Annotated in this window: 10 protein-coding genes; 5 read left to right on the plus strand and 5 right to left on the minus strand. The window is 51.2% G+C overall.

All coding sequences use genetic code 11. The features are described from left to right. The 3 genes from VF399_12515 to VF399_12525 all read left to right on the plus strand — a co-directional run. The coding region (locus tag VF399_12515; GenBank protein HEX7321163.1) for a T9SS type A sorting domain-containing protein at window positions 1-505 on the plus strand (505 nt) is incomplete at its 5' end. A 171-nt stretch (window positions 506-676) separates the two neighbouring features. Then, window positions 677-3,772, plus strand: coding sequence for a C25 family cysteine peptidase (locus VF399_12520; protein ID HEX7321164.1), 3,096 nt, complete (start codon window positions 677-679; stop codon window positions 3,770-3,772). A 211-nt stretch (window positions 3,773-3,983) separates the two neighbouring features. Continuing rightward, the gene (locus tag VF399_12525; protein ID HEX7321165.1) at window positions 3,984-5,567 is read left to right on the plus strand and encodes a M14 family zinc carboxypeptidase; all 1,584 of its coding nucleotides are present in this window, start codon (window positions 3,984-3,986) and stop codon (window positions 5,565-5,567) included. A 40-nt stretch (window positions 5,568-5,607) separates the two neighbouring features. On the opposite strand, the gene VF399_12530 is transcribed toward VF399_12525, so the two are convergent. Genes VF399_12530 through VF399_12545 form a run of 4 tightly spaced genes read right to left on the minus strand, consistent with a single transcriptional unit; the run spans window position 5,608 to window position 9,636 of the window. Next, window positions 5,608-6,162 carry an RNA polymerase sigma factor gene (locus VF399_12530; protein HEX7321166.1) on the minus strand — a complete coding sequence of 185 codons (555 nt, stop codon included), beginning with the start codon at window positions 6,160-6,162 and terminating at the stop codon, window positions 5,608-5,610. Next, a complete protein-coding gene (locus VF399_12535) occupies window positions 6,158-8,266 on the minus strand; it encodes an FAD-dependent oxidoreductase (GenBank protein HEX7321167.1) in 2,109 nt (702 codons plus the stop codon). Before VF399_12535 ends, VF399_12530 begins: the two co-directional genes overlap by 5 nt. Before the next feature lie 12 nt (window positions 8,267-8,278). Further along, entirely contained in the window at window positions 8,279-9,148 is an 870-nt protein-coding gene (locus VF399_12540) for a CoB--CoM heterodisulfide reductase iron-sulfur subunit B family protein (protein ID HEX7321168.1), read from the minus strand. Then, the gene (locus VF399_12545; GenBank protein ID HEX7321169.1) at window positions 9,145-9,636 is read right to left on the minus strand and encodes a 4Fe-4S dicluster domain-containing protein; all 492 of its coding nucleotides are present in this window, start codon (window positions 9,634-9,636) and stop codon (window positions 9,145-9,147) included. The genes VF399_12540 and VF399_12545 overlap by 4 nt, the downstream gene beginning before the upstream one ends. Window positions 9,637-10,325: 689 nt before the next feature. Here VF399_12545 and VF399_12550 point away from each other — a divergent pair. Next, window positions 10,326-11,027 carry an energy transducer TonB gene (locus VF399_12550; GenBank protein ID HEX7321170.1) on the plus strand — a complete coding sequence of 234 codons (702 nt, stop codon included), beginning with the start codon at window positions 10,326-10,328 and terminating at the stop codon, window positions 11,025-11,027. 6 nt (window positions 11,028-11,033) lie between these two features. Here VF399_12550 and VF399_12555 read toward each other — a convergent pair whose 3' ends face one another. Beyond that, window positions 11,034-12,218 carry a DUF401 family protein gene (locus VF399_12555; protein ID HEX7321171.1) on the minus strand — a complete coding sequence of 395 codons (1,185 nt, stop codon included), beginning with the start codon at window positions 12,216-12,218 and terminating at the stop codon, window positions 11,034-11,036. Window positions 12,219-12,410: 192 nt separating this feature from the next. Between VF399_12555 and VF399_12560 the strand changes: the two genes are divergently transcribed. Further along, a complete protein-coding gene (locus VF399_12560; GenBank protein HEX7321172.1) occupies window positions 12,411-13,841 on the plus strand; it encodes a PQQ-binding-like beta-propeller repeat protein in 1,431 nt (476 codons plus the stop codon). Window positions 13,842-14,104: the final 263 nt, after the last annotated feature.

The following is a 14,104-nucleotide window of genomic DNA, read 5'->3' on the forward strand; positions in this document are numbered from 1 at the left end:
CGCGGGCAATATGACGGATCCGTTCGAGATCACGATCGCGGCCAATCCGGTGGATACGGTGGTGGGTTGCGTGGTTCATTTTGTCTGTAACGGCGGGTCGTACGAGGCGGACGGGTATTTCACGTTATTCATCCATAATGAGAGCGGGGTGGAGGAGCTGGGGCAGGTCGCCGATAAACGGATGATGTTATCAGTATTGCCGAATCCGTTTACCAGAAACCTTACGGTGAAATTCCAAATTCCAAGCACCAATCCGCCACACAGTATGGCGGACCAAACAAATTCCAAATCTCAAATTTCAATAAACATTTACGATATAACCGGCAGGTTGATAAAACAATTTAACCATTTATCCGCCAATCAGCATGGCGGAATTCAACCATTTAACCAAATCACATGGTCCGGCACCGATGAAATCGGCAGCTCTGTGCCCGCGGGCGTATATTTTATACAACTGGATACGGGCGAGGAGAAATGCACGGAAAAGATCATTCTTTTAAGGTAATCCCGTGTTTCTTATCGAAACACGGGACGTTCCCCGTTGTTCTACGCACTACGGGGCAGGCATTTCGACGGTTCGTGGATCCCGATATTTATCGGGACAAATCATAAATAGAATTTGAGCCGAATTGGAGAAAGTCGTACGCAAAGCTATACTGCTAAAGTGATCCCAAAGATGAGACAATATATTTTTATCTTGATTGCTTTGGTCTGCGCTTCGTTATTTGCGCAAGACGTTGGCGCCAAGTACCTGATCATCACGCACGATAATTACTATGACGCGATCCTGCCGTTGGCCCAGTGGAAGCACAAGAAGGGTTTGAGGACGAGGATCGCGAAACTGTCTCAAATAGGCTCGACCGCGGATGACATCCGCGCTTATGTTTTGAACGCCTATAATAACTGGCAAACTCCTCCCGAGTATGTGCTGCTAGTAGGCGCACCCAATTACCTGCCTTTCCCTCTGGTCAATGGAACATATACGGATAACTATTACACGGACATGGACGGCGATGTTTATAACGAAATCCTGTCAGGACGGCTGACCGTTCATAATACGCTTGAAGCTCAGACCGTCGTCACCAAAATGCTCGCCTACGACCGATCGCCGGAGATGGGCGACTCGCTTTGGTTTAAAAAGGCGTGTTTGATCGTGCGTGAGGACAATGATGGCAGCGGCGACGATTCAATATACTGGGATGATACCGAATACGCAGCCGGATACCTGTACGCCAATGGCTATGTGCGCATTGATACTCTGTCGCGCAATCAGGGTGATACATACTCTTCGGTGTGCAATTTAACCAATCAGGGTCTTGGTATTGTCATGTATCGCGGTAGCGGCACCAATAATTGGTACGAACCTTTCAACGGCAACTGGGATGTATTGAACAACGGCGAAAAACTGCCGATCGTCCTCTCGCTGACCTGCAACACGCTGGGCACGGGTCCCACGGCAACGCAGGCTGAAAAATGGTTCTTGACCGGCACACCCGCCACGCTAAGAGGAGCAGCCGGATATTTCGCCACGACCACCCATGGCCTCGGCATGGCGTATTTAAGGAGCGCCGTTGCCAAGGGCTTCTTTGACGGCCTTTTCGTGAACAAAGACCTGACGTTCGGCCAGGCTTGTGAGGATGGCCGGCTTCGCGTTTATCAGACTTACGGCTCAGTCTCAGAATACAACGGTTTTACGACCATCGGCGACCCGGCAATGAACATCTGGACCGATAAACCCAGGGCGATCACGGTCACCCATGATCCCGCAATAACGGCCGGAGTCATGGATACGATCAATGTTTCTGTTCAATACCAGAGCAATCCGGTCGAATCAGCTTACGTCTGTATTGTATTTGACACGATCATCTACCAGACAGGTTATACCGACTCGAACGGCGAGATGAGTTTCATCTGCAGCGCGCCTTTTGCGGGATCCATGGATATCACGGTATCGGGAAGGAACTTAAAGCCTTATGAAGGAATAATAGCGGTCAATAACGGGGAGGTTTTTCTCGTGTATCATGACCGGGTTATTGAGGATTCGCTTGGTGACGATGACGGCGTAGTGGATCCCGGCGAGACCATAATTCTTCTGGCAACAATACATAACATCAGTACTGTTAACGCGGTTGGTGTAAAAGCCATTTTGCGGACGGATGACAGTTTGATCTATTTTAGCGACAGTGTGGCGTATTTTGGCAGCATTGCGGCAGGTGCTCTTGCTACTGGTCTTAACCCGTTCATCTTCAGTGTTTCAAGCAGCAGCCAGGCGCATATCATCGGTTTTGATCTTTTAATGCAGGATGCCGATGGCGATACGTGGACCGGCAACTTCATGGTCATGACCGCGAGCGCAGCCAATAATGGCGGCGGCTCGGGTCCAGATGCTTACGGTTATTACATCTATGATGACACGGATGCATCGAGTGGCAATGCGCCCGTATACAACTGGTTAGAGATCGCACCTCCAGCCGGAGGACCGGGCAGCATTATCCCCGAGATCACCGATGAGGACGCGGACACCGTGACCAAGCCGCTGCCGTTTACATTCAAATTTTATGGCATCAATTACAACCTGATTGGCATATCGTCAAACGGTGTCGTTGAATTAGGGATCGCGAACTATCCGTACAGCAATAATGATCCCATCCCGCAGGCCGGCAGGGCGAGATGTTTCGCCGCTCCTTTTTGGGACGATCTCAATCCCGGGTTTGATGACAATGGGCATGGCGACATCTATCAGTATTACAACGCGACGAACCACCGGTGGATCCTGGAATTCTATCAGGTGGCGCTGGGATATGGTTCACATCCCTGGGAGACATTCCAGATAATCCTGCGCGACCCGGCGTATTACCCGACACCGACAGGCGACGGCGAATTTCTTATTTTATACAAAACCGTATCCGATGTGATCAGCAGCACGGTCGGCATTGAGGATGAGACCGAGACGCGCGGACTGCAGTATGTGTATAATTACAGTTATGATATCAACGCGGCAGCGCTTCAGAACGGCCGTGCCCTGTTGGTGACGACGAAGCCGCCGGTCGATGGCGCTCATGAGCCGTGGCTGCATCTGACCGGGCATATGACCGGGGATTCACTGGGCGGTGATGGTGACGGGGTGCTGGAGCCCGGCGAGACGGTGCAGGTGGCGTTGACCGTGGCGAACGGCGGGGATACGCTGGCCGGGAGCGTAGCGGGTACGATCCGGACGGCGTCATCGAGCGTGGTGCCGGTTGATTCGGTGGCGGGTTTTGGGGATATCGCGGCCGGTGGTGCCGCGGGCAATATGACGGATCCGTTCGAGATCACGATCGCGGCCAATCCGGTGGATACGGTGGTGGGTTGCGTGGTTCATTTTGTCTGTAACGGCGGGTCGTACGAGGCGGACGGGTATTTCACGTTGTTCATCCATAATGAGAGCGGGGTGGAGGAGCTGGGGATCATCGGGACTGGTCGGACGATGCTATCGGCGGCGCCGAATCCGTCCTTTGGACGGATAGTAATTAAATATGTAGTAAGTAGTAAGCAGCAGAATTCCGTAGGGAAGACAAGCAAACCTGAAGGTTTGCCCTACATCAAGATCTTTGACGCCGCGGGCAGGTTAGTAAAGTCGTTCAAACTACCTGCCACCTACTCCATCCTACCTGCTAATGTCATCTGGGATGGTTCAGATGACATGGGCCGTCGTGTCCCCGCGGGCGTGTATTTTATCCAACTGGATGCGGCCGAGGAGAAATGCACGGAAAAAACAATTTTTCTAAGGTAATCCCGTATTTCTTATCAAAACGCGGGGCGTTCCCCGTCGTTCTACGAACTACGGGGCAGGCCTTCCGGCGGTTCGTGGATCCCGATATTTATCGGGACAAATCAAAAACAGAATTCGGGCCGGATTGGTGAAGGTCGTACGCCAGGCAGTACTACTGCACTAACTTGACATTATCATTTAATTATATAGATTTCAATATGGACCAAAACCCATGATCCAAATAATCGGATTGCTGGCGCGTTTTGCGTTTATGGTGAGTTTGGTCGGACCGATAGATCCGCGATACCATACGTATGATGAAGTCTGGGCTGAACTTGATTCGCTGGCGCTGACTTACCCCTCCATATCCGCGCTGGACACGCTATGTTTATCGACGCGCGACAGCCTTGCCATACCGGTCATCAAAATCTCTGATAATCCCACATCGGATGATGATGAACCGGCACTGTTGTACAACGGCCAGCACCATGGTGAAGAACTGCTGGGCGGCGAGGTGGCGCTATACTTGATCAATGACCTTTTGGCGCGCTATGCGTCTGACACCCTTATACACCGATGGATAGACGAAACCGAGATCTTTATTGTACCCATGCTCAATCCTGAGGGAAAAGGTATCGTCATGTCCGGTCTTGACTCCATCTGGCGGAAGAATAAACGGGACAATAACAACAACGGATCTTTTGACCTGGATTCGGACGGCGTTGATCTCAACCGCAATTACGATTTCTGCTGGGATTCGGGCGGAACATCGGATCCATCATCGGAAAATTACCGCGGACCTTCGCCGTTCTCGGAAAATGAAACACGCGGCATCAGGGACCTGGCGCGGCAGAACCATTTTGTTTTTGACATCTGTTATCACAACGTGCGCACGGGTGAGGGGGAACTGGCATATTACCCATGGCGATGGGGAGTCGGGTTCTGCAAGGACTACCCGTTCATAAAGAAGATCGTAGACACGCTGGCGGCGAAGATCATCAATGACGCCGGCACCAATACGTATGTGCCAATATACGGCTATGCCAACGAGGGAACCGCGCGCAACTGGCTCTATGGCGTATGCGGCACCTACGCCTATACGATCGAAGTCAGCCGCACCTGCTATCCGCCCGGTAACAAGGTCGACAGCATTTGCATGCGGAACATGCCTGGCGCATACTACCTGATGGAACGTGTGCTCGGGTCGGGCATAACCGGATTGATCACCGATTCCGTGACCGGCCAGCCGCTGGCGGCGGAATTCAGAATCGAATCTTATTACGACTCGACACTGCCTCCGCGCTTGAGCGATTCGACGTTCGGGCGCTACCGCAAGCTCGTAAACGCCGGCACGTACACGGTTCATTTTATTGAAAGCGGTTATGTATCAATGACCTTTGGGAACGTAGTTGTGCAGCCTGGCATCCCCACGGTGCTGAACGTTAAAATGCGGCCGCTGGCAATTGCGGAGAGCGATGATCACCAGGTCGACAACGGCAGGCTGGAAGCTTACCCCAATCCTTTTACCAGAAAACTGACGATTAAATTTCAAATTCCAAATCCCCCTCTATCCCCCTTTACTAAAGGGGGACAAAAGGGGGAGTTCCCATGCCTGAAGATCTATGACGCGACTGGTCGATTGGTGAAGCAATTTAGCCGTTTATCCGCCAAACAGTTTGGCGGAATTCAACCATTTAATCAGATCATCTGGTCTGGTTCAGATGATACGGGTCGTCCGGTCCCCGCCGGTGTTTATTTCATAAAGTTGGAAATTGATAGGCAAAAACTGATGGACAAAGTCCTGCTTTTACGGTAGTATCTTTATATTTTTTTATATCCCCTTATCCCCACAACCCCTAAAGTTCTTTTTTTCTCACCGTCTCCGCCAGTTTTTTCCTTGCCCGATATAGCCGTACTTTTATCGTGGTCACCGGCATTTTGACGATCTCGCTGATCTCCCGGTAAGATCTTTCTTCCCGGTGGAATAATATAACTAATTCCCGGTCGGCTGGCGACAACCGGGACAGGGCGATCTCGATTTTTTCCATTTTGTGTTTTTTTTCGTATTTTCCAGCAAGATCGTCTTGCATCGGGTTAGGCATCATCGATTCATCAAGTTCATAATGGATCTTTATCTTACGCAGGTGGTCCACCGCTAGGTTATGGGCGATCGCGAACAGCCAGGTGGTGAAAGGCCTGGAGACGTCGTATTTTGCCAGCGATCTGAAACACCGCACGAACGTATCAAGCGTTATTTCTTCGGCGTCATCATAGTGTTTGACCAGACGGTATACAAAGCTGAACACGCGGTTCTTATAAAGGTCGAGGATCTTCTGACACGCGGTCTCGTCATGCTCCAGTGCCCGGGCAATGAGAGATTGGTCTACGTCCGCTGCGCCGTCTGCGTTAATCGTTCATTCCCTGTACAATGGCAGCGAATTTTTTGGCTTCGTCCTTCCCGATCCATTCCAGCCTGATCTTCCGGCGATCATAACCAAGCATATCAAGCACTATCTTCAGCATGCGGTCACGCGCGACCGCCCGGAAATTCCCTTTGGCATAGTGACAGGCATCAGGGTAACAGCCGCCGATGAGCACGCCCTTGGCGCCGCGATCAAGGGCGTGTATGACCCATGACGGGTCGACCGCTCCAGTGCACGGGATGCGCATTATTTTCACGTTTTCCGGATAGCTGATCCGTTCATACGCAGCGGCATCGGTCGCGTTGTACGCAGACCACCGGCACAGCATGGCAAGGATATCGCCGGGTTTGACCAGCGCTTTGATATAGGCGATCACCCCCGCGGGATTGAAATTTTCCAGCTGGCTAGATGACGAAGGACAGGTGGCCGAGCAGATCCCGCAGCCCATGCACAGGTCTTCCCGAACCTTGATCTTTTCCTCGACCAGGGACAGCGCGTTGTACGGACACGTGCCGATGCAAAGACGGCATGTACTGCAGGATTCAGAGTTTACCTGCGCCATTGCCTGCCGTGTTTGCACCGTATTCTTGCTGATAAAACCAAGTGCTGAGCACGCTGCCTTGCGGGCATCAATGAGTGTTTCCGTTACGCCGCCGGGGAAGGTTGCAGACCCCGCGGAAAAGATCCCGCGTGGCAGTTCCGGGTTCCCCAGATCGCTATTTTGCAGAAGTACCGGGAAATCATTGTCCAGCCGGATGGCCAATTTTCCGAAAGTTCCCTGGTCTGGTACAAAACCGTTACTCAGGACCACAGTATCCGCTTCGATATCAAGCAGTTCGTCGGTATACAGGTCTTCGGTCCGGACGACGAGACTGCCATTGTTCCTGAATACTTCGGATGGTTTGCCTTTGATGAAAGAGATGCCTTCTTCCCTTAGCTTATTGTAGAAATATTCGAAATTTCCGTAACTGCGCATGTCCATGGCTACGACATAGACCATGGTTTCCGGATAGCGGTCCTTTACGAGCTTGGCTTCTTTGAGGGCAAGAAAGCAGCATACTTTCGAGCAATAGGGCAGGTGCTTTGTGTCGCGGGATCCGGCGCAGCAGATGAGAACAACTTTTTTGGGATGCAGCGTGCCGCTTGAAATCGCCCTTTCGAACTCAAGGGTATTCATAACGCCGCTAAGCCGGCCATATCCGTACTCTTCAACTTTTGCGACGTCATAGGACGTAAGCCCCGTTGCCACTATCAGCGCACCCGCCTTCAACTCGTGCTCCCTGGGCTTGTCGTCGAGGGCGATCTTTCCCGGGCACACTTTAACGCACTCCCCGCATTTGTTGCACGCCGTGAAATCGATCGCATAGGTCGCCGGGTACGTCTGCGCGTAATAGACCGCCTTCCTTGATCTTCCTTCGTCGTTGACCGTGACGGGGCAGACATCGATGCATTTCCCGCACTCGGTACATTCGATCACACCGCGCGATGCCTGTGTCAATTTCAACGTGTAATCACCCGGAGATCCGGTAGAATTATCAAGCGTCGTGTTCAGCATGATGTTCACGTTGCTGTTCTGGAGAATGGTGTTTATCAACGGCACTACGGTATGGCTGTACGGCGTTCCTCCCGGATAAAGGCGGTCAAGTTTTGCGACGGTACCGCCCAGGAACGCGCCTTTTTCGACCACCGTGACCTTGATCCCGGTGTTGGCAAGGATCCGCGCCGTCTCGATACCGGCGACACCGCCCCCGATGATCACGACATGCTTATGCCGGACTGGAAAGATCTTGTTCTTCAACAGTGCCGACGCCCCGGTTTTCTGGACCGCGGCCTGTAGAAGAGCATGAGCCTTGGATACCGGGTGATTTTGGAGGATAACGTGTTCCTTAAGGTTCACGAATTCCGCATCGACCCCGGGAAAGAGCCCTTCCATGATCGCGGGGCTGCAGCCGGCAATGACGACCTTTTCAGACTCGGCAATGGTCGGCCTCAAGGTGCAGATATTGTCAACCCATTCGATCCGGATATCCTGACCCAGGTCCGGATCAGGCATGTTGATCAACCCGTTACACCGGCATGCGATGACTCTCATGGCAACCCCCTTTTAAGCGGTCTTTTCGATCACCCGGTCAGCCTTAATGCGGTTGAATTTCAATCCGACCGCATCCGGGGACAATCCCAGTGCCAGACCGAGGAGCTGGGGATAGTAGAGAACGGGGAGATTGTAGACTTCGTTGAACTTGGCTTCTGCTTTCCGCTGGTTGTCTTCGTACATGACCGTGCAGAACGGGCAGATCGATATGATGGCATCGGCGCTTTCCTGCTTGGCGATCGCCAGTTTATGATTTGCCATCTTCACTGCCAGTTTTTCATCAACGCCGAGCACCGAACCGCCGCAGCACATTTTCTTATCATGGTAGTCGATCGCAGTCGCGCCGGTCGCCGAGACCAGTTCGTCCAGCGTGTGCGGGTTCTCAGGATTGTCAAAGGCATGCAGGTAAGATGGTCTCAGGTAGTGGCACCCATAATGGGTCAGTATCCTTACGTTCTTCAACGGTTTTTTTACCGCCCTGGCAATGGCATCGATACCGAGGTCTTCATAAAGCATGCGCACGAAATGGCGGACTTTCACTTTGTTAGGGTATGAAAAGCCTAAAGATTTGTAGGCGTTGAAAAAATGCTGCGACCCGGACTCAAGCTGCATCTGGGCGTCGGAAAGCATGGCCGTGCATGAATTACAGAGGGTCACGGCATCGCAGTTCATGGCGCTAGCCAGGCCGACGTCACGAGCAGCCATGAGGAGCGATGTCTCAGCGTCCAGCGCTTTCAAGGGAAAACCGCAGCACGAGCCGTCAGTGATATCGGTGAGTTCTATCCCCAGTTCTTGGGCAACACCGCGAGCCGCCAATTCATAGTGCTGAGCTCTGACCGGCACGGTGCAGCCGAGGAACAGCGCGTATTTTTTTGTTTTCATGGCGTAACTCTCTTGAGCAGTCCCGTGCTTTCCAGGATCTTCGCGACGTCCGGGATCTTTTTATTGAGCGCCGGCAAGCCCAGACGCCGGCGTTTTTTAAGGTCAAAATCTTCGAGTTCATACAGCCGGCCGAGGTCCCGGAGCAGTTTTAACTGTACTTTCAATCCGTCGGGACAGAATCCGTTTGTGACCGCGTAGTTCTTGATGGTGTTGATGAGCTCGGCGACCTTGATGCCCTGGGGGCAGCGCTCAGTGCACGCGTGACAGTGCGCGCACAACCACAAGAACGGGGATGACAGAACCTCATTTTTCATACCCAGCAGGGTCAGCCGGATTATCTTCCGCGGGTTGTACCTTTCGTCAAAATAACGGACCGGGCAGCTGGCCGAGCAGTCGCTGCATCCAAAGCACTTGAGCAGCGCCTCGCCGCTTTCCAGTCTTGAAATTTCCCACTTAAACTGCGGGTCACTATTTTTCAGATCGATCATTTTAAACCTCCCGTCAACCCATTGACGGATTATTATGTTTATTTTTTAAACATAATTGGGTATCGTAAAGAAAATAGATTATAATTATAAACATTAAGGTGTCAACCCCGTTAACGGTCGTACCTTGACATCTATAAAAACTGTATTATAATGAAACAGGACGTTTCCGTTACATAACCACGACCACCCGGGAGTGGAAAAGGCCGATAAAGGAAGCGAAATTCATGATCACGGCGCCCCGTGATCGGTACTTAAAAATAAATTATCCGGTAGCAAAAAAAATGGTATGCGGTAATAATAACGTTTTTACGATCGTACGAAAGCAATTCTTTCCGGATACCGACCTTGTGATCACTTGGTGACCGGATGTTAAGTTCTTTCCTTTAATAATTCCATAATCCTCTGATAATTTCCCTCCCTTGATGGCAACCTTAAAGACTAAACCCTCACCTTATTCCTCTCCCTTAGAAAGGGAGAGGGTAGGGGTGAGGGTTAACTGGTGTGCCGTAAGGGAGAGGGGACTGAGGGGAGGGTGAAATATATTAAAAAGCAACCACGGGGAGGACATGTGTTTAGTGTCAAGATGAAATGTGGAGAGGACTCAGGACCAGGGATTATTGACACGATATTGTAAATCAGTACAATATCCCAGCGAGATGATGATAAAGACTAGATTGATCTTAGTGAGCATGGTTCTGCTTTTGCTGGCGTGCCCCAAGAAAAGCGATATTTTCGTGCCGGTGCTGCTGGATTACATACTTTACTATCCTGATGAGGCGCGCCGGCTCGGTCTTGAAGGCAAGGTCGTGGTCGGCGTGCTGGTCGACGAGTCGGGCAGGAGCCTTGATGCCAAGATCGCCAGAACTTCGGGATACAATCTGCTGGATTCCGCAGCCATCTATACGGCGAGGTCGTTCGTTTTCTCGCCGGGGATTCACGGTGACAAACCGGTTAAATCATGGGTATTAATACCTCTTGAATTTACGCTGGAATTGGCTAATCCAGAAATATGGCTTGCCGAGCTGAACGTCCTCCAGCAGTCGATCAAAAATTCGTTTTCAGAAGATAAGGTCAAGGAGCTTTACAATATGTACAAACAGGTCATTTACGCGCCCAAGGGGTCGGTCGATACCAAAATAAACTATTTCATCAAGGACGCGGTCCTTGATTCAACCGCAAGACTCTGGGACGGTTTCTGGCGCGTGCAGCCGGCGCAAATCATACTGATCGTGGATATCATTTACCGTTATCCAAAGTCTTACACCAGCTATTTAGCTAAACAAGACCTTAATGTATACCTGGAAAAGGAAGCGCTGTTATTAAAGAACACGCTGCCTCAGCCTGAAGGAGATTCGCTCCTGAACCGGCTGCGGCGGCTGGTCCAGGAATAATTCCCGTCATCTCAATAACAAGGTTAAGACAAGAATTAATATCATTATGATGCCGGTGGGCAAAGCCAGCCGCCGGATCATATTTTTTACCGGGGATTTGAAGTACTCGCAGGTCATGGCAACGCACGGATGGACCGGCGACAGGACATAACCGAAGTATATACTCACGTAGATTATCGCAAAGGTCACCGGCGTGAATGTCCGGGTGGAAAGGTAGATCGGGAAAATAACCGATGCCGGCAGCAGGACCCGGCCCGTGGCGACGCCGACGATGAAGCCCGCGATTACGCACAAGAGCAGAGGCGACAAGGGGATCGCCGCAATGAGCAGGGCGACTTTGGACGCTTTGAAGACATTGAGGAACATGAAGAGCCCAATAATAATGAGCGAAAAATTCCATGGTTTCATTTTGACGATAGTCCTTGAGAGATCGAGTTTGACCGGATTCAAAAGCAGCGAGAGGACAAAGGCGGCAATGACACCGAGCAGAGTCGCGGTTTCTTTGATCGTAAAGACGGGGATGATTTTGAAAGTAAAATCAATGACCGGAGCGACCATGATTATCACCAGAGGCACGAGCAGGTTTTTCAGGGAGAAAGCGCCCGTATAGGCGATTGAACCATGGATCTTTCTGATAAAAAACACATATCCGAGGATCAGGGCGATAATGAAAACGGGCACGAAATGCGCGATCGTAACGTAAAGGTTTTGGTTGGCGATCTTGACCGACGCGATCAGGTCGGAACTCAGGGGATATACCAGGATCAGAAGGTGTCGGAACCAGATATTGATCGTGACTTTCAGATCATCAGCAACCCCTTGTCCAGCTTTCTCGAGGACCGGGGCTGAGAACAAAGCTCCGCCCGGCATGGGCAGCAAACCCATAAGCGCGGGCGCAAGCGCCATGATGCCGCGCTTGCCGATCCTCAGGTTATTTACCAGGTTATCCATCTGCCCGCTGTCTTTCATGACCCCGCCGATCATGGGTATGAAACCGACCGCCAGCGCAAGGATGAGGACGGATAGGTCAAGGAATGGTCCCAGCATTGCTTTCCCCAGTTCTACGAACGGTAGGGTAAAAAGACCAAGCACGATCGTACCACACAAAAGCGCAAGAGGAAGGTTTTTACGGGCAATAATGATAACGAGAACTAACGAGGAGACAAAACCGATCCAGGCAAAGACCACCATGTTTATATAAATCCCCGCTGAATGCAATTATTTATTAAACTTGATGTCATAACGCCTTTATTGTATCCAAAACTGCCGTAATATCAAGACATCAGCGGGGTTGACTCTTACCAGGTGTTAACTATACTTTATTCAAGATCTATGGAATACATTACTGGAAGCGCTGTATTATCATATATCAAGGAGGCCAATATGAAGCGTTATTTTATTCTTATCGGTATCGCGTTGATATGTATCGGGTTTTCACAGATCGAGGATATACCAAAAAAGGCGATGCTCAACGAATCGCAGACTGAACAGGAAGTCAAAAATGATAACAGCAATAACAACAATAACGATGTCTCAGCCTATCCGCAACCGGAAAAAGTTAAATTTCTATCTGGCCGGAGCGGTTGGAAGATCCAGATCCCGGGTAACCGTCCTCTTGCCACAGTCGCATATGATGACGGCCTGGTATTTGTTGGCGGCGGGTACGGCAGTTATGAATTCTACGCTATTGAAGCCAAGACCGGACATGTCGCCTGGATGTTCAAGACCGGCGATGATGGACCGACCGCGGCCGTGGTGAAGAAGGGATACGTAGTGTTCAATACTGAATCATGCATCATTTACGTCCTCAAAGCAAAAACCGGCGAAAAAGTGTGGGAAAAATGGCTGGGCGATCCGTTGATGAGCCAGCCGGCCCTGGACGATGAGAACGTATACATGGCATATCCAGGTTCTGATGGTTCTCATCACCTTGGCTGCATGAAGCTCTTCAGCGGCAAAGAAGTCTGGGACGTCAAGATCGCCGGTGACCTGATATCGGCACCGATCATTGATAAAGGATCCGTGTACATAACATGCTTTGACGGCACGGTCTATCGGTACGCCACAGACAATGGAAAATTGATCTGGTCGCAGCAGAAGAACGCGACCTGCGCGCCGACCATTTACGATGAACGGATCTTCGTGACGTTAAGGGAAGCGGTGAACATCAGCAAGGATTCGACCAAACAGTATGAAGGAGTCGCCACGCTGGACAACGCGAACGGAAACCAGCAGCAAAAGGATTTATGGGCAAGGCGCGAGGCTGAGTATCTCGTGTACGGCAGGCAGAGCGCCAATACCGGCGTGCAGGCAGAACTTGATGCCAGCGTCGGGTTTGGCAGCGCGCCCGGTTCGGCCAAGATCGACCAGGCAAAAAATAACGTGGGGCAGGGTTCGGTCGTAGGCTGCTGGGCTTACCAGGGATCAAGACCGGTCGTGCGCGACAAGCAATCATACAATGCCATGGGCAACGAGATCCAGTGCCTGGATATAGAAAACGGTAAGAAAGTATGGTCAAAGACCTATGATCAGAACACTGAAGGCGTCGGCGGAAGATACTTTTCCCCGCCTTCGTTCGCCAACGGCAAGCTTTTCCTGGGGTCGGGAAACGGCGAAGTTTTCAGCATCAATGCCTCAAACGGCAAGACCGAATGGAAGGAAAAGGTCGACGGCCCGGTCAGTTTCCAGCCGGCCGTTGCCATGGGCATGGTGTTCGTCTCCTGCGATAACGGAATGCTTTACGGGATCAACACCGGCGACGCCAAGGATGATGGCTGGTATATGTGGGGCGGCAACGCCGAGCATAACAAATAAATAATATTCGTATCGATTCTGAAATCGCTGAGAATGCAAATCCCCCTCTAATCCCCCTTTTAAAAGGGGGAGGAGGGGGAGTAAAATAAAACTCCCCGGGCAGGACTCGAACCTGCAACCCTTGACTTTAGGGATCTTGTATATATACTATTCTCATCCTCGGTAGCTCAATGGTAGAGCATCCGGCTGTAATAAAATTTGCAGCTTTCCGATGAAAGTCGGATTGAAAAATCGGGTGAATTCAGGGAAACCTAAGGCTAGCG

It is taken from the genome of bacterium (genome assembly GCA_036382775.1).
Lineage (GTDB): Bacteria > Hydrothermota > Tepidihabitantia > SM23-42 > JAOAFX01 > DASVHD01.

Bases quoted from the DNA above. Each gene is read 5' to 3' on its own strand.
- VF399_12560 (HEX7321172.1), top strand. From the start codon at position 12,411: ATGAAGCGTTATTTTATTCTTATCGGTATCGCGTTGATATGTATCGGG.
- VF399_12555 (HEX7321171.1), bottom strand. From the start codon at position 12,218: ATGGTGGTCTTTGCCTGGATCGGTTTTGTCTCCTCGTTAGTTCTCGTT.
- VF399_12525 (HEX7321165.1), top strand. From the start codon at position 3,984: ATGATCCAAATAATCGGATTGCTGGCGCGTTTTGCGTTTATGGTGAGT.
- VF399_12540 (HEX7321168.1), bottom strand. From the start codon at position 9,148: ATGAAAACAAAAAAATACGCGCTGTTCCTCGGCTGCACCGTGCCGGTC.
- VF399_12550 (HEX7321170.1), top strand. From the start codon at position 10,326: ATGGTTCTGCTTTTGCTGGCGTGCCCCAAGAAAAGCGATATTTTCGTG.
- VF399_12535 (HEX7321167.1), bottom strand. From the start codon at position 8,266: ATGAGAGTCATCGCATGCCGGTGTAACGGGTTGATCAACATGCCTGAT.
- VF399_12545 (HEX7321169.1), bottom strand. From the start codon at position 9,636: ATGATCGATCTGAAAAATAGTGACCCGCAGTTTAAGTGGGAAATTTCA.
- VF399_12520 (HEX7321164.1), top strand. From the start codon at position 677: ATGAGACAATATATTTTTATCTTGATTGCTTTGGTCTGCGCTTCGTTA.